This is a genomic window from Aeromonas sp. s3 (assembly GCF_040907805.1).
GTDB classification, from domain to species: Bacteria; Pseudomonadota; Gammaproteobacteria; order Enterobacterales; family Aeromonadaceae; genus Aeromonas; species Aeromonas dhakensis.
In genome coordinates, this window is record NZ_JBFOCQ010000034.1 from 249,622 (window position 1) to 263,860 (window position 14,239).

Annotated in this window: 16 protein-coding genes; 8 read left to right on the top strand and 8 right to left on the bottom strand. The window is 60.7% G+C overall.

Annotated elements, in window-relative coordinates; translation table 11 throughout:
• Positions 1 to 39: 39 nt before the first annotated feature.
• Genes lptB through AB5Y98_RS22015 form a run of 5 tightly spaced genes read right to left on the bottom strand, consistent with a single transcriptional unit; the run spans position 40 to position 3,389 of the window.
• Positions 40 to 765, bottom strand: a complete 726-nt coding sequence (gene lptB, locus AB5Y98_RS21995) for an LPS export ABC transporter ATP-binding protein (protein ID WP_005305964.1) — start codon at positions 763 to 765, stop codon at positions 40 to 42.
• A gap of 3 nt (positions 766 to 768) precedes the next feature.
• Positions 769 to 1,296, bottom strand: a complete 528-nt coding sequence (gene lptA / locus AB5Y98_RS22000; protein WP_010635928.1) for a lipopolysaccharide transport periplasmic protein LptA — start codon at positions 1,294 to 1,296, stop codon at positions 769 to 771.
• Positions 1,283 to 1,843, bottom strand: a complete 561-nt coding sequence (lptC, locus tag AB5Y98_RS22005) for an LPS export ABC transporter periplasmic protein LptC (RefSeq protein ID WP_010635927.1) — start codon at positions 1,841 to 1,843, stop codon at positions 1,283 to 1,285. The genes lptA and lptC overlap by 14 nt, the downstream gene beginning before the upstream one ends.
• Complete coding sequence (gene kdsC / locus AB5Y98_RS22010) at positions 1,840 to 2,394, bottom strand: 3-deoxy-manno-octulosonate-8-phosphatase KdsC (protein WP_368232951.1); 555 nt, start codon at positions 2,392 to 2,394, stop codon at positions 1,840 to 1,842. The genes lptC and kdsC overlap by 4 nt, the downstream gene beginning before the upstream one ends.
• Positions 2,394 to 3,389, bottom strand: coding sequence for a KpsF/GutQ family sugar-phosphate isomerase (locus AB5Y98_RS22015; protein ID WP_005305976.1), 996 nt, complete (start codon positions 3,387 to 3,389; stop codon positions 2,394 to 2,396). Before AB5Y98_RS22015 ends, kdsC begins: the two co-directional genes overlap by 1 nt.
• 207 nt (positions 3,390 to 3,596) lie before the next feature.
• On the opposite strand from AB5Y98_RS22015, the gene mlaF reads away from it, so the two are divergent.
• The 7 genes from mlaF to murA are packed head-to-tail and all read left to right on the top strand — an operon-like array spanning position 3,597 to position 8,116.
• A complete protein-coding gene (mlaF, locus tag AB5Y98_RS22020) occupies positions 3,597 to 4,397 on the top strand; it encodes a phospholipid ABC transporter ATP-binding protein MlaF (RefSeq protein ID WP_017766396.1) in 801 nt (266 codons plus the stop codon).
• Positions 4,397 to 5,176, top strand: a complete 780-nt coding sequence (mlaE, locus tag AB5Y98_RS22025) for a lipid asymmetry maintenance ABC transporter permease subunit MlaE (RefSeq protein ID WP_005305981.1) — start codon at positions 4,397 to 4,399, stop codon at positions 5,174 to 5,176. The genes mlaF and mlaE overlap by 1 nt, the downstream gene beginning before the upstream one ends.
• Before the next feature lie 7 nt (positions 5,177 to 5,183).
• Entirely contained in the window at positions 5,184 to 5,675 is a 492-nt protein-coding gene (gene mlaD / locus AB5Y98_RS22030) for an outer membrane lipid asymmetry maintenance protein MlaD (RefSeq protein ID WP_005305985.1), read from the top strand.
• A gap of 9 nt (positions 5,676 to 5,684) precedes the next feature.
• Positions 5,685 to 6,317 carry a phospholipid-binding protein MlaC gene (gene mlaC, locus AB5Y98_RS22035; RefSeq protein ID WP_005305988.1) on the top strand — a complete coding sequence of 211 codons (633 nt, stop codon included), beginning with the start codon at positions 5,685 to 5,687 and terminating at the stop codon, positions 6,315 to 6,317.
• The gene (locus tag AB5Y98_RS22040; protein WP_005305991.1) at positions 6,314 to 6,586 is read left to right on the top strand and encodes a lipid asymmetry maintenance protein MlaB; all 273 of its coding nucleotides are present in this window, start codon (positions 6,314 to 6,316) and stop codon (positions 6,584 to 6,586) included. Before mlaC ends, AB5Y98_RS22040 begins: the two co-directional genes overlap by 4 nt.
• On the top strand, positions 6,586 to 6,843 hold the full coding sequence (gene ibaG / locus AB5Y98_RS22045) for a BolA family iron metabolism protein IbaG (RefSeq protein ID WP_005306001.1): 258 nt from the start codon (positions 6,586 to 6,588) through the stop codon (positions 6,841 to 6,843). Before AB5Y98_RS22040 ends, ibaG begins: the two co-directional genes overlap by 1 nt.
• A gap of 16 nt (positions 6,844 to 6,859) precedes the next feature.
• Entirely contained in the window at positions 6,860 to 8,116 is a 1,257-nt protein-coding gene (gene murA, locus AB5Y98_RS22050; protein ID WP_123247319.1) for a UDP-N-acetylglucosamine 1-carboxyvinyltransferase, read from the top strand.
• 88 nt (positions 8,117 to 8,204) lie between these two features.
• Here the strand turns inward: murA and pmbA are convergent, their stop codons facing one another.
• Complete coding sequence (gene pmbA, locus AB5Y98_RS22055; protein WP_017779766.1) at positions 8,205 to 9,548, bottom strand: metalloprotease PmbA; 1,344 nt, start codon at positions 9,546 to 9,548, stop codon at positions 8,205 to 8,207.
• Positions 9,549 to 9,661: 113 nt separating this feature from the next.
• On the opposite strand from pmbA, the gene yjgA reads away from it, so the two are divergent.
• Positions 9,662 to 10,186 (top strand): ribosome biogenesis factor YjgA, encoded by a 525-nt coding sequence (yjgA, locus tag AB5Y98_RS22060; RefSeq protein ID WP_010635921.1) that lies wholly within the window; start codon positions 9,662 to 9,664, stop codon positions 10,184 to 10,186.
• Positions 10,187 to 10,271: 85 nt separating this feature from the next.
• On the opposite strand, the gene AB5Y98_RS22065 is transcribed toward yjgA, so the two are convergent.
• Both AB5Y98_RS22065 and tmaR read right to left on the bottom strand, forming a co-directional pair.
• Positions 10,272 to 13,355: a transglycosylase domain-containing protein gene (locus AB5Y98_RS22065; protein WP_368232953.1), complete on the bottom strand. Its 3,084-nt coding sequence runs from the start codon at positions 13,353 to 13,355 to the stop codon at positions 10,272 to 10,274.
• A gap of 216 nt (positions 13,356 to 13,571) precedes the next feature.
• A complete protein-coding gene (tmaR, locus tag AB5Y98_RS22070; RefSeq protein ID WP_005306016.1) occupies positions 13,572 to 13,889 on the bottom strand; it encodes a PTS system regulator TmaR in 318 nt (105 codons plus the stop codon).
• Positions 13,890 to 14,239: the final 350 nt, after the last annotated feature.

Below are 14,239 nucleotides of genomic sequence, written 5' to 3' on the forward strand. Positions count from 1 at the left end.
CGAGGCAGTCGTCACAGGAAATGAAGAGATGCCCCCTTACTATAGACTGAATTGATCGCCCAAATAGACGCGCTTGACCTGCTCATCGGCGAGTATTTCCGCCGGTGCACCTTCGGCAATCATCTTGCCGTGGCTGACGATATAGGCCTTCTCACATACGTCCAGAGTCTCTCTGACGTTGTGGTCGGTGATCAAGACGCCCAGGCCTCTATCTTTGAGGTGCTGGATGATCTTCTTGATGTCTATCACAGAAATGGGGTCTACCCCGGCAAAAGGTTCATCCAGCAGGATAAAACGCGGCTCTGCCGCCAGTGCACGGGCGATCTCGACCCGGCGCCGCTCACCGCCCGACAGGCTCTGCCCCAGGCTGTCGCGGATATGGGTGATGTTGAACTCTTCCAGCAGCTGCTGGACCTTGTCCTCCCGCTCCTCGCGGCTCAGTCCCTTGCGGGTCTGCATGACCCCCATCAGGTTGTCGAACACCGACAGGCGCCGGAAGATGGAGGCCTCCTGCGGCAGATAGCCGATGCCGTTGCGAGCACGGATATGCATGGGTTGCAGGCTGATGTCCTGATCATCGATGGTGATGAGACCGGCATCGCTCTGCACCAGCCCCACGATCATGTAGAAGGAGGTGGTCTTGCCGGCGCCGTTCGGGCCGAGCAGGCCGACGATCTGGCCGGTGCCCACTTCCAGGCTCACATCGCTGACCACCATGCGGCGCTTGTAGCTCTTCTGCAGGCCGGCTGCTTTCAACACTGCCATGGCTTATTTTCCCTGCTTCTTCTGATCGGCCGGCTTGTCGAAACTCTCGACCTGATCCGGCAGGAACACCGTCTTGACCCGCTGGTTCGGGGTCTTGCTCTCGGCAACCATCTTCTGTTTGACGATGTCGTAGCGAATGAGATCGCCATTGACCTGGCTGTCTTCCTGCTTGAGCTGGCCATCGCCGGTGATGGTCACCAGCCGGTTCTTGAGCTCATAGCGAATGCTGTTGCCGTGGGCATTGACCGGCTTGCCGTTGTCCAGGATCTGGAAGAAGGTGGCTGGCTTGCCATAGGCCGTCATCACCTCGGCCCCCTTCTCACCGGAGCGGATTACCACCACCTTGTCGGCCTTGATCTTGATGGAACCCTGGGTGATGGTCACATCCTGTTCGAAGGTGATGCGGTTGTCCTGCAGCTCGGCCACTTGCTTGACCGCGTCCACATAGACCTTCTCGGCAAAGTCGGACTCTTTGGCGCTCACGGTGCCGCACAGCAGCAGGGCCGCGAGGGCCAGATTAGCGTTTTTCATTGAAATAGATGGCATGGCCCTGATCCAGTAATTCGAAATATTTGCGTTCCAGATGACCCTTCAGGCCAACGCCCTCGGTCTGGAAGTCCTTACCCACTATGCTGACCTGCTGATTGCTTCTCACGTTCTGGGTCACCAGATCCAGCTCCAGATAGGGGGTATCCAGCGTGGAGATGAAGGAGGTGGGCAGCAGACCGTCCAGATGTACCTTGTCCCGCAGGATCACGTTGTCATCGGTGTTGAGCACCCCGGTCTCGGCGTTGACCTTCCACTCGGCTTCGCCCTGCTTGTCGAACATGTAGACCACCGGCTTGTCGAAGGTGGCCTGTTCCAGGATCTGGTAATACTCCGCGTAGCGGGACTCGAGCCGTTCGGTACGCAGTCCCTCGGCATTGAAGCGGGTCGTCACCAGATTCTTGGCGGTGAAGTCCGGCTGATAATTTTCCACCTTGGTGGTCGGCTCCGGTGCCAGCTCGATATCGCCGAGCTGCCAGGCCGCCAGCGCCACCAGAAACAGCAGGGCGAACAACAGGGTCTGTCTGCTCATACCGAGGCCTCTGGCTGATAATCACCCAGCCCCTGGGCCTGCAGGATGAGATCGCACACCTCACGCACCGCCCCCACCCCACCGGCCAGCCGGGTCACCATGTCGGCGCGCGCCAGCACCAGCGGATGGGCGTCGGCCACGGCAATGCCGAGGCCACACGCCTGCATCACCGGCAGATCGATGGTGTCATCTCCCATATAGGCTGCTTGCGATGCATCCAGCTCCAGCTTGGCTAGCAGCGCCTCGAAGTGGGGCAGCTTCTGATCCGCCCCTTGCACCAGGTGCTGCACCCCCAGGCTCTTCATCCGATCGCTAACGATGCGGGAGTTGCGCCCGGTAATGATGGCAATCTCGATGCCGGCATTGAGCAGCGCCCGCATGCCGGCACCGTCGCGGGTACAGAAGGTTTTCAGCTCTTCGCCGTCATTTCCCATGTAGATGAGGCCGTTGGAGAGCACCCCGTCCACATCGCACACCAGCAGGCGGATCTGCGCCGCCTGATCAAACTGGCTGCGCGTCACCGGACCATAGAGGGTCGGTACGTTTTGCATCAAATTACTCCGGCTTTCAGCAGGTCGTGCATGTTGAAGGCCCCCAGCGGGCGCTTGTCGCCATCCACGACCAGTAATCCGTTGATCTTTCTGGTTTCCATCAGCTTGACGGCCTCGGCCGCCATCATCTCTGGTCCCACGGTAACACAGTTCACCGTCATGACGCGGCTGATCGGGGTGTGATGGATATCCACCTGCAGATCCAGAATGCGGCGCAGGTCGCCATCGGTGAACAGGCCGGCCAGCACGCCGTTGCCATCAACCACCGCCGTCATGCCGAGCCCCTTGCGACTCACTTCCAGCAGTGCCTGGCTGATGGTGGCATCTATCCCCACCTGGGGCAACAGCTCGCCGCTGTGCATCAGATCGCCGACTCGCAGCAGCAAGCGCTTGCCGAGCGACCCGCCCGGGTGAGAGAGCGCGAAATCGTCGGCGGTAAAACCGCGGGCTTCCAGCAGGGCCACAGCCAGCGCATCGCCCATCACCAGGGTCGCGGTAGTACTGGAGGTCGGCGCCAGCCCCAGCGGGCAGGCTTCCTTCTCCACCTTGATGCACAGGTGCACGTTGGCTTCTTTTGCCATGGTGGAGGCCGGGTTGCCGGTCATGCAGATGAGCGGAATGCCGCGGCGCTTGAGTACCGGCAGCAGGGCCAGGATCTCGTCGCTCTCACCGGAGTTGGAGATGGCGATGATGAGATCGCCGCCGGAGATCATCCCCAGATCGCCGTGGCTGGCTTCACCCGGATGGAGGAAGAAGGCGGGCGTGCCGGTGCTGGCCAGGGTCGCAGCTATCTTGCTTCCGACATGACCTGACTTGCCCATGCCGGTGACCACTATCTTGCCACTACAGCGCAGTATCATCTCGCACGCCTGATCGAAGGCATCGTTCAGGTACTGGTAGAGTCCATCAATCGCTTGTTTCTCGATGTCCAGCACGGTACGGGCGCTGCGACGAAAATCGAACAGTTCAGACACTTTTTCAGACTTTACAGACATAAAGGCACAGCTCCGGGCTGAAATTTGCTGCGGGATTATAAAAAAGTCTGTCGAGATAAGCGAATCGGATACTTCTTGGGCGTAAAAGAGAGACAATTGGTTACAAAAAACTGTCGCGCGTCTGGATGGGCAGACTGTTCAATAGTTGTTCCTTGCTGTTGCTTAGACCTAGACTAGCCCATAAAATTCGCTCTTCATTTACACCGGATGGACAATTGTTTGAACGATGACCTGATCACCATCTCCGACCTGACCTTCAGTCACGGAGATCGGCTGTTATACGACGGGATAAACCTGACCATTCCCCGTGGCAAGGTCACTGCGGTCATGGGCCCCAGCGGCATCGGCAAGACCACCTTGCTGCGGTTGATCGGCGGCCAGCTCAAGCCCGAGTCCGGTCATATCCTGTTTGACGGGGAAGATATCCCCACCCTCTCCCGCTCGCGCCTGTACGAAGTGCGCAAGCGGATGAGCATGCTGTTCCAGAGCGGCGCCCTGTTCACCGGCATGACGGTATACGACAACGTGGCCTTCCCGCTGCGCGAGCACTCCGGCCTGCCAGAAGAGCTGATCCACACCATCGTCATGATGAAGCTGCAGGCGGTGGGCTTGCGCGGCGCGGCAAGACTGATGCCGTCCGAACTCTCCGGCGGCATGGCCAGACGTGCGGCGCTGGCCCGCTCCATCGCGCTGGATCCGGACCTCATCATGTATGACGAGCCGTTCGTCGGCCAGGATCCCATCACCATGGCGGTGCTGGTGAAGCTCATCAAGGATATGAACGATGCCCTCGGCATCACCTCCGTCATCGTCACCCACGACGTGAAGGAGGTGCTGAGCATCGCCGACTACGCCTATATCATCGCCAACCGCAAGGTGGTGGCGCACGGCACGCCGGCCCAGCTGCGCGAGGAGCACAATCCCGAGGTCGAGCAGTTCCTGAAGGGACTGCCCGACGGTCCTGTTCCGTTTCATTTTCCGGCAGGCGAGCTGCTACAGGATCTCTGATGTTGACAAGCCAGGTAAGCAAACTCGGGCGAAGCGGGGTGCGGTTCATCAGCGCCATCGGCCGCGCCACCATCATGTTGTTTCACGCGTTGGCGGGCAAACCCGCGCCGCGCAAGCACTTTCCGCTGCTGGTACAGCAGCTCTATGTGGTCGGGGTGCAGTCGGTCGCCATCATTCTGGTGTCGGGCCTGTTCATTGGCATGGTGCTCTCGCTGCAAGGCTACAACGTCCTGAAGGACTTTGGCGCCGAGCAGAGCCTGGGCCCGCTGGTCTCCCTCTCCCTGCTGCGGGAACTGGGCCCGGTGGTGACCGCCCTGCTGTTTGCCGGTCGTGCGGGCTCCGCCCTCACCGCCGAAATCGGCCTGATGAAGGCCACCGAGCAGCTCTCGAGCCTCGAGATGATGGCGGTGGATCCGCTGCGTCGGGTGGTGGCGCCGCGCTTCTGGGCCGGGGTCATCAGCATGCCGCTGCTGGCCTTCATGTTCAGCCTGATCGGCATCTTCGGCGGCAAGCTGGTCGGGGTGGACTGGCTGGGGGTCGATGAGGGGGGCTTCTGGTCCGCCATGCAGGCCTCCGTCGACTGGCAGGATGACATCATGCAGGGCGCCATCAAGAGCCTGATCTTCGCCCTGGTGGTCACCTGGATTGCGCTCTTTAACGGTTATGATGCCAAGCCGACCTCGGCCGGGATCAGTCAGGCCACGACCCGTACCGTGGTCCACTCCTCCCTGGCCGTGCTCGGCCTGGATTTTATACTCACCGCAGTCATGTTTGGATAAGGTAAAGATGAAGTTCAGCAAAGTAGAATTCCTGGTTGGCACCTTCATGCTGGCCGGCATCGGTGCCATTCTGGCATTGGCACTGCAAGTGGCCGGTTTGAGCTTCAAACCGGAAGGAGAAACCTATACCCTGCGCGCCCATTTCGATAATATCGGCGGCCTGAAAGTACGCTCTCCGGTCAAGGTGGGCGGCGTGGTGGTCGGTCGGGTCAGCGACATCAGCCTGGACGCCAAGAGCCAGGTTCCGGTCGTCTCCCTGCAGATGCAGAAGAGCGCCGGCGAGTTCTCCGAGACCAGCACCCTCTCCATCCTGACCTCAGGCCTGCTGGGTGAGCAGTACATCGGCCTGGTACCCGGTTTTACCGATGAGGAGATGGGCACCAGCATGCTCAAGGATGGCGACATGATTGAAGACACCAAATCCGCCATTGTGCTGGAAGACCTGATTGGCAAATTCCTCTACAGCCAGTCTTCCGACACCAAGTCAGACAGCAAGTAAGGAGTAACCATGTTCAAGAAAATCGCCCTGTTGCTGGGCCTGATGACCAGCATGCTGTTTTCCCTGACCGCGCAAGCCACCGACGCCACCGACCCCTACGCCCTGGTGGATCAGGCAGCCAAGCAGACCTTCGCCCGCCTGAAATCCGATCAGGCTCAGGTGAAGAGCAACCCGGATCACCTGCGGGTGATCATCCGCGAAGAGCTGCTGCCCTACGTGGACAACCGCTTCGCCGCCTACAAGGTGCTCGGCAACCAGATCAAGCAGACCACCCCGGCCCAGCGTGACGCCTTCGTCGAGGTGTTCACCGAGTACATGGTGAGCTCCTACGCCGACGCCCTGGCCCATTTCGACAAGCAGACCGTCAAGGTCGAGCCGGGCAAGGCCGCCGGTGACAGCAACATCACCGCCGTCAACGTCAGCGTGAAAGAGGCCGGCAAGCCGGACATCTTCCTCGAGTTCAAGCTGCGCAAGAACAACAAGACCGGCGAATGGAAAGCCTTCGACATGGTCGCCGAGGGGATCAGCCTGCTCTCTGCCAAACAGAACGAGCTGGGTGGCCTCATTCGCCAGAACGGCATCGATGCGGTGATCGCCCAGCTGCGCGCCCACAATGCCAAGCCGCTGGTGCTCAAGTCATGAGACTGAGCGGCGAGCTGCAGGCGGCTCAGGTGATTGAGCTGTGGCAACGGCGGGCTGACTGGTGGCAGGAGGACCTACTCGAGCTCGGCGACGTGACCACGCTGGATTCCGCCGGGCTGGCCCTGCTGGTCAAATGGGCCAAAGCCGCTCTGGCACGAGGCGCCACACCGCAACTGGTGGGCGCCTCCGCTGATTTCTATACCCTGGCCAACCTCTACGGGGTGGCCGGATTGTTTCAATCAACCCCGCTCACAACTGAGGACGCATAATGCAAGTCTCTGAAATTGAAGCGATACTCCTCGAGGCTCTGCCATTGTCCGAAGTCCATGTCAAAGGGGATGGCAGTCACTACCAAGTGATCGCCGTCGGTGACATGTTTGACGGCATGAGCCGGGTCAAGAAGCAGCAGGCCATCTATGCCCCGCTGATGGACAAGATCGCCAGCAACGCCATTCACGCACTCTCCATCAAGGCCTTTACCGATGCCGAGTGGAAACGCGAACGTAAATTTCTACTGCCCTCCTGATTGGTATCAAACGTAAATGGACAAATTCAAGATCGATGGTCGTTGTACTCTCAACGGCGAAGTGACCATCTCTGGCGCCAAGAACGCCGCTCTGCCGATCCTGTTCGCCACCCTGCTGTGTGACGAGGAGATCCACCTCTCCAACGTACCGCGTCTGAAAGACGTGGGGACCACCATCAAGCTGCTGGAGATGCTGGGCGCCACCACCAAGGTGAACGGCAACGTGACCGTACTGACCGGCGCCGTGAACAACCACGTCGCCCCCTACGAGCTGGTGAAAACCATGCGCGCCTCCATCCTGGCGCTGGGCCCGCTGGCCGCCCGTTTTGGCGCGGCTGACGTCTCCCTGCCCGGCGGCTGCGCCATCGGTGCCCGTCCGGTCAACCTGCACGTGCACGGTCTGGAGCTGATGGGCGCCAAGATCGTCATCGAAGAGGGTTACATCAAGGCCCGCGTCGACGGTCGCCTGAAGGGTGCCCACATCCTGATGGATATGGTCTCCGTCACCGGTACCGAAAACCTGATGATGGCCGCCACCCTGGCTGACGGCCGTACCGTGATCGAAAACGCCGCGCGCGAGCCGGAAGTGGTCGATCTGGCCCACTTCCTCAACGCGCTGGGCGCCAAGATCCAGGGCGCTGGCACCGACACCCTGATCATCGACGGCGTCGAGCGTCTGCACGGGGGCAGTTACAGCGTCCAGCCTGACCGTATCGAAACCGGTACCTTCCTGGTGGGCGCCGCGGTCACCGGCGGCAAGATCACCTGCCGCAACACCGACCCGACCCTGCTGGAAGCAGTTCTGGTCAAGCTGGAAGAGGCCGGTGCCCTGATTGAGAAGGGTGAAGACTGGATCACCCTCGACATGACTGGTCGCACCCTCAAGCCGGTCACCATCAAGACCGCCCCCTACCCGGCCTTCCCGACCGACATGCAGGCCCAGTTCACCGTGCTGAACGCGGTAGCCAAGGGCACCGGCATGGTCACAGAGACCATCTTCGAGAACCGTTTCATGCACGTGCCTGAACTGGTACGGATGGGCGCCGACATCGAACTGCAGGGCAACGTGGCCATCTGCCGCGACACCGAGCAGCTCAAGGGTGCCCAGGTGATGGCAACCGATCTGCGCGCCTCCGCCAGTCTGGTGCTGGCCGGCTTCGTGGCCGAAGGCTCCACCATAGTCGACCGCATCTACCACATCGACCGCGGCTACGAAGACATCGAGCAGAAGCTGCAAGGCCTCGGCGGCCGCATCGAGCGCATCAAGGGCTGATTGCCGCCCCTGAGCAAAGCCGATACAAAAAGGCCCCTCGCACAGCGAGGGGCCTTTTTCATGAGCGCGGATCGGCGGGATGGCGGGGTCAGTGTCCCGCCAGCTTCATGTTCTCGACCAGCACAGAGCCCGTCTTGAGGCTGGAGCGCTCATCTTCGTCGCTGCCCACCGCCACTATGTGGCTGAACATCTCGGCCAGATTGCCGGCGATGGTGATCTCTTCGACCGGATAGGCTATCTCGCCGTTCTCCACCCAGAAACCGGCGGCGCCGCGGGAGTAGTCACCATTGACGATGTTGACCCCCTGCCCCATCAACTCGGTCACCAGCAGGCCGGTGCCCATCTCCTTGAGCATGCCATTGAAATCCTGACCTGTGCTGGAGACCTGCCAGTTATGGATGCCACCGGCGTGGCCAGTGCTGGTCAGCCCCAGCTTGCGGGCGGAGTAGGAGGTCAACAGCCAGCTCATCAGCTCGCCATTGCGCACTATGTCCATGTCGCGGGTCAGCACCCCTTCCCCATCGAACGGGGTACTGGCGAGCCCTCCCAGCAGGTGGGGGAATTCCTGGATGGTGAGCCATTCGGGCAGGATCTGCTTGCCCAGCTTGTCCAGCAGGAAGCTCGACTTGCGGTAGAGGTTGCCGCCGCTGATGGCCATCACCAAATGACCCCAGAGCCCGGCCGCGGTATCGGGATGGAACAGCACGGGTGCATGGCGGGTGGCGATCTTGCGGGCACCGAGGCGGGAGACGGTGCGCTCCACCGCCTCATCGGCAATGCGCTGCGGGCTCCAGAGGCCCTCCAAGGTACGGCTGGAGGAGTAACCGTAATCACGCTGCATGTCGCCGTCCTGCTCGCCGATCAACACGCAGCTCAGGGAGTTGCGCGAGGCGGCATAGCCTTTGACGAAGCCATGACTGTTGCCATAGACCTTGATGCCGAGGTGGCTGGAGAAACCAGCGCCGTCGGAGTGCTTGATACGGGCATCGCGCCCCAGCGCCAACCGCTCGCACTCGGTGGCCAGCTCGATGCCATATTGGGGATCCAGCGCGACCGGGTGGCACAGCTGCAGATCCGGGGCGTTCCAGGCCAGCAGATCTGCATCTGCCAGACCGGCGCACTCATCAGGGGAGGTATGGCGAGCAATCTCCATGGCCGCTTCCACGGCGGCGCGAATGGCTGACGGGCTCAGATCCGTGGTGGACGAGGATCCCTTGCAGCCATCGCGATAGACGGCGATGCCGAGCGCACCATCCTTGTTGAATTCGATGCTTTCCAGTTCACAACCGCGGGTGTTGACCGACAACCCGGTCTGTTTGCTGATGGAGACTTCGGCCAGCGAGGCGCCCAGTCCCTTGGCGATATCCAGGGCCTCGGCAACCACGGCCTCGAGATGGGCTTGATCCTGGCGGATTTGGTCTTGCTGATCCATAACTCACATCTGTATGAAGGAAGGAAAGGGGCTAAGCATATCAGACCCCTGCGCCCAGCGGGAGAAGCTGGTAACATATCCGCCAAACGTGAATGACAGGAATCAAGAGACCGATGAGTCAATATCAAGACGACAACGAGTGGGAAGACTGGGGCCCCAGCAAGAGCCAGCTCAAGCGTGATGCCGAGGCACTGCAGAAGATGGGGGAAGAGATCGTCTCCCTCAGCCACAGCGAACTGGAGAAGATCCCGCTGGATGAAGAGCTGGCCGAAGCGGTCGAACTGGGCCGCAAGCTCAAGCCGAAGAAGGACGAGTCTTTCCGTCGCCACCTGCAGTTCATCGGCCGGTTGATGCGCAGCCGCGATGTGGAGCCCATCGTCGAGGCGCTCTCCATCATCAAGAATCGCCACTCCACCGTCAACGCCCGCCTGCACCGGCTGGAACAGTGGCGCGAGCGGCTGATCAACGAAGGCGACAGCGCCCTCAACGAGCTGATGTCCCAGTTCCACGAGCTGGACCGCCAGAAGCTGCGCCAGCTGATCCGCACCGCCAACAAGGAGCGGGAGCTGAACAAGCCGCCGGTGGCCTATCGCGAGATGTACCAGTATCTGCGCGGCGAGATCGAAGATCTGCTGTAAGTGATGACTCACGTTCGCCGACAGGCGGCGGTCAACACAAAATGAAACGGGGCCTATACGGCCCCGTTTTTCATGGCGTGAAGCGTCAGTTACCCGCTACGCACTGGGTGTGGGTTTCCGGTTGCAGATAGGGCATCAGCAGCGGCGCCATCCCCTTGAGCACCTGTACCGGCAGAGCCGAGGTGAAGCGGAACTTGTCGGACTGGCTGCCGGGCACATAGGCCGTCAGGGTGCCGAAGTGATCATCCCCGATGTAGAAGACGAAGGTCGCGGTCCGGTTGCGGGCCAGCGAGCTGGTCACGTTGCCGTAGCGGCCCACCGTCTCGATCCGGTTGTCACCGGTCCCCGTCTTGCCCCCCATCTGCAGCACTGTGCCGTCCGGCAGGGCGAAGGCACCGGCGATGCGCCTGGCGGTGCCCCCTTCCACCACCTTCGACAACGCGTTGCGCAGGGCGGTGGCCACCTCGACCGGCAATACCCGGGTCCCCTCGGTCTGCGCCGGCGTGAACTCTGTCTCGAACGGCGTGCCCTTGGCAAACGAGAGGTGCTCGATGCGCAGGGTCGGCGCGCGGATGCCGCCATTCTGGATGATCCCCATCAGCTCGGCCAACGCAGCAGGGCGGTCGCCCGAGCTGCCCAGCGCGGTCGCCAGCGACGGCACCAGGTGATCGAACGGATAGCCCAGTCTGGCCCAGCGCTGATGGATATCGAGGAAGGCCTCGACCTCCAGCATGGTGCGGATCCGGCTGTCGCGGGCGCTGCGGTGACGGGTCTTGAACAGCCAGCTGTAGACCTCTTGGCGCTCGTCCCGGCTCGCCTCGACGGCATCGGCGAAGGTCGCCTTGTCAAACTCCTTGAGATAGGAGAGCAACCACAGCTCCAGCGGGTGTACCCGGGCGATATAGCCCTGATCCGGCAGCGAATACTTGCCGGGACCATAGCTGGTGTAGAGCTGTTCGATGCGCCGCTCACTCAGCTTCTCCCGCGGCAGACGTTTGGCCAGGAAGGCCGCGAAGGTCTCCTGCGAGGCATCCGGCATCAGGTAGCGGTGCACGGCGGCAAGGCGCACAGCGCTGGGTTTGAGGCCATCCAGGAAGGTGTCGAGCTGCTCCTCCGGAGCCTTGCCACGGTATTTGCGCCAGAAGCGCAGCAGGTAGGTCTGTCCCTCCTTGTCTGCAAACTTGGCCAGATATTCGGTGCGGCGCGGATCCTTGTCATCCTTGAGCAACTGGGCGCGGTTGCCCTCCCGATAGAGGCTGTAGCGAACGATATCGCGCATCAAGCGTACGAACGGCAGGTTGATGGACTCACGCAGGGCATCGCGAATGGCCGGAATGCGGCCGTTGTCTTCGCGCCGGAAGTTGTTGAAGGTGTGCATGCCGCCGCCGGTGAAAAAACCCTCGTTCGGGCTGGCGGAATACTTGCGATCCAGCGCAGCCTCCAGCATCAGGGGCAGGCTCTTGTCCTTGGCGGTCATCAGGTAAGAGACGGCCCAACGGCTGATGTTGTCCTGATCCGACACCTCAATCTTGCGCAGGCTCTCGGCCGACATGCCGGCATAACTGTCGTGCAGCTCGGAGACGATCTCCAGATAGGTGGTCAGCACCCGCAGCTTGGCGGTAGAGCCCAGCTCCAGCTTGCTGCCCTCGTTGATGTCAAACGGCTGATCCGTGTTGTCGGTCTGCACCCGCACCTTGAAGCCTTGCGGCGATTTCTCGAACAGGGTGAAACTGTACTTCACATCCCCCGTCTTCTCCGGCGAGAGCAGGCGCTCACCAAACAGGCCAACCTGAGCGGCAAACGTCGGATCAGCCAACTGTTGCAGGTAATGGGAAACCTCGTTTTGCAGCGGCATGTTGAGGCTGGTATCGGCCGTCAGATCGAGCCGGTCCAGATCGTAGAGCTGCACCCCGAGCTGACGGCTGAGACGGGTACGGGCAACCTGCAACCCTTTGTTGTTGTTGACCTTGGTCACCGCGGGGGACTGCAGGAAATCACGGAAGGTGATCTTGGCCTTCAGCGCAGCCTCCATCAGCGGCGGCGTGATCATCCCTTCCTGCACGAACAGGCGCAGATAGCTGTCGGTCAGAGTGGCCAGAGCCTCTCGTCCCTGAGCCAGGTAATAGGAGGGGCGGCGATGGGCAATCATCAACGAGACTACCTGACGCAGCGCCAGCCCCTGCTCCGCCAACGAGGCATCCTGGTTGCGAGCGGGATCCAGCAGCCGGTTCACCTCGTCAACATTGGCACCGAACCAGACCCAGAGGCCATCACCCAGACCGTGCACCTCGCCATAACCGGGGGCCGCCGAGAGTGGCACCGAGTTGAGGTAGGCCCAGGCAACCAGCTTGCGTGCCTCCAGGGTCTCCGGCCCAAGCCGGTAAGCCCGCACGCTGGCGGACGCCATTTGGCGGATCTTCTCGGTGGGGGAGAGCGTCAGGCCATCCGGCGAGTGGCGGTACTTCTCGACCTGGGTCGCTAGGGTACTGCCGCCGGCCGACTGATCCTGCATATCCAGCGCCTTGCCCACCTGGGACATGGCCGCCTTGGCAAAACGGGGCCAGTCCACGGCCGGGTTGGCCAGCGGATGCTCATTGCTGAGCAGATCGCGGTTCTCGATGAACAGCAGCGACTGGATCACCAGCGGCGGGATGGAGGCAAAGTCCGGATAATAGTGGGTCGGATACTTGAACTGATAGAAGGGCTCTGCCCGGCAATCATGCAGGGTCAGACCGGCCTGGACCTTCTCGGTATAGGGGACAAAGAAGCCGCGGCTGGCGTAGTCATACAAGGCATCGGAGAAATGCACCTGCTCGCTGACCTGATAGCCGCGCTGCAGCAGACGCTCCTGCATCATGGGCAGCAGCACATAACCCAGCCGCTTGTCGAAGGGGCCATCCTCGGGGAAGGCAATCTGCTTGCTAAGACCGGGCTCGACCTGATAGGTCAGCTTGGCGGCATAGCGGGAGATCTCCTGCGACTGCAGGCGCGATGTCTGCATCTCATAGCCCACCAGAGCAATCACGGCGGCCAGGCACAGCAAAAAGAGAAAGCAGAACAACCAGCGCCACCAGGGACGACGCTTGCGCTTGTACTTGCCGTCCGCGCTTGGGACAGATGAATCCTGATATGCCACTTTGTTCAAATCCGTCTGTTCTGATGCGCCCATATCAGCCCCACCATGGTTGCGCAATTTATTGTGTTTGACTCAAGCTTAGTCGTTTCAAGTCAATGGCTTGAAATCTATTGACCGCTTTGTAGTGATGGTAACAGGGCGATCATGAAAAGGGGAGCCGATTGTTGTAGAGCGGCGAGAGATCCGAGCTGATGGCAGAAAGCAAAACACCGGCCATGGGCCGGTGTTTTGGGAGAATAATGAGCGAGCTTACTTGCTGGAGCTCATCGCCTTGAGCTTGGAGCTCAGGTCTTTACGCTCCTTGGAGAGCTCGGCGTTTTTGATGATGTGATCATCCACCCGCTCCTCATAGTCGGCGCGCATGTTGGCGATGATGGCCTGAACCTCATCGATGCTCATGCCAGGCTTGATGTAATCGCTCAGGTTGTCGAGCAGCAGCACCCGCTTCTGGTTGTCACGGATCTTCTTCTCATTGTCTGCGATTTCACGCTTGAGCTTGTTCTGACGACGGGACATACGCACATATTCCAGTACATCGCTGAAGGTGGACTTGTTTACTTGTTCCATATCGATACCACTGACGTAAGGTTGATAAAAGCAGGCCAAGTTGCATCCGTACCAGAGAAACGAGCATGAGAGAGTACGGGCCAACCCAAGATGCCCTTTACTCTACCGAGTTATGAAGCAGATACAACCCTAATTACAGCTCTGGTGCCGGGTTTCGGCAGAGGAGAGTCGAGTGGAGAATAAGGAGTGAGGCAGGCACTGATCATGCATCGAAGAACAGCGGTCAAATACGAATCAAGCCGAATTTCAGGCAATAAAAAAGCCCGCTCAGATGAGCGGGCTTCTTCAATTGGGTGCCTGGCAGTGTCCTACTCTCGCATGGCGAATGCCACACTACCATCGGCGCTACA

Excerpts from the sequence above, each read along its gene's own strand:
- yjgA (WP_010635921.1), top strand. The coding sequence starts at position 9,662 with ATGAGTCAATATCAAGACGACAACGAGTGGGAAGACTGGGGCCCCAGC.
- murA (WP_123247319.1), top strand. The coding sequence starts at position 6,860 with ATGGACAAATTCAAGATCGATGGTCGTTGTACTCTCAACGGCGAAGTG.
- mlaE (WP_005305981.1), top strand. The coding sequence starts at position 4,397 with ATGTTGACAAGCCAGGTAAGCAAACTCGGGCGAAGCGGGGTGCGGTTC.
- lptB (WP_005305964.1), bottom strand. The coding sequence starts at position 765 with ATGGCAGTGTTGAAAGCAGCCGGCCTGCAGAAGAGCTACAAGCGCCGC.
- ibaG (WP_005306001.1), top strand. The coding sequence starts at position 6,586 with ATGCAAGTCTCTGAAATTGAAGCGATACTCCTCGAGGCTCTGCCATTG.
- AB5Y98_RS22015 (WP_005305976.1), bottom strand. The coding sequence starts at position 3,389 with ATGTCTGTAAAGTCTGAAAAAGTGTCTGAACTGTTCGATTTTCGTCGC.
- pmbA (WP_017779766.1), bottom strand. The coding sequence starts at position 9,548 with ATGGATCAGCAAGACCAAATCCGCCAGGATCAAGCCCATCTCGAGGCC.
- kdsC (WP_368232951.1), bottom strand. The coding sequence starts at position 2,394 with ATGCAAAACGTACCGACCCTCTATGGTCCGGTGACGCGCAGCCAGTTT.
- lptC (WP_010635927.1), bottom strand. The coding sequence starts at position 1,843 with ATGAGCAGACAGACCCTGTTGTTCGCCCTGCTGTTTCTGGTGGCGCTG.
- mlaF (WP_017766396.1), top strand. The coding sequence starts at position 3,597 with ATGGACAATTGTTTGAACGATGACCTGATCACCATCTCCGACCTGACC.
- mlaD (WP_005305985.1), top strand. The coding sequence starts at position 5,184 with ATGAAGTTCAGCAAAGTAGAATTCCTGGTTGGCACCTTCATGCTGGCC.
- lptA (WP_010635928.1), bottom strand. The coding sequence starts at position 1,296 with ATGAAAAACGCTAATCTGGCCCTCGCGGCCCTGCTGCTGTGCGGCACC.
- mlaC (WP_005305988.1), top strand. The coding sequence starts at position 5,685 with ATGTTCAAGAAAATCGCCCTGTTGCTGGGCCTGATGACCAGCATGCTG.
- tmaR (WP_005306016.1), bottom strand. The coding sequence starts at position 13,889 with ATGGAACAAGTAAACAAGTCCACCTTCAGCGATGTACTGGAATATGTG.
- AB5Y98_RS22065 (WP_368232953.1), bottom strand. The coding sequence starts at position 13,355 with ATGGGCGCATCAGAACAGACGGATTTGAACAAAGTGGCATATCAGGAT.
- AB5Y98_RS22040 (WP_005305991.1), top strand. The coding sequence starts at position 6,314 with ATGAGACTGAGCGGCGAGCTGCAGGCGGCTCAGGTGATTGAGCTGTGG.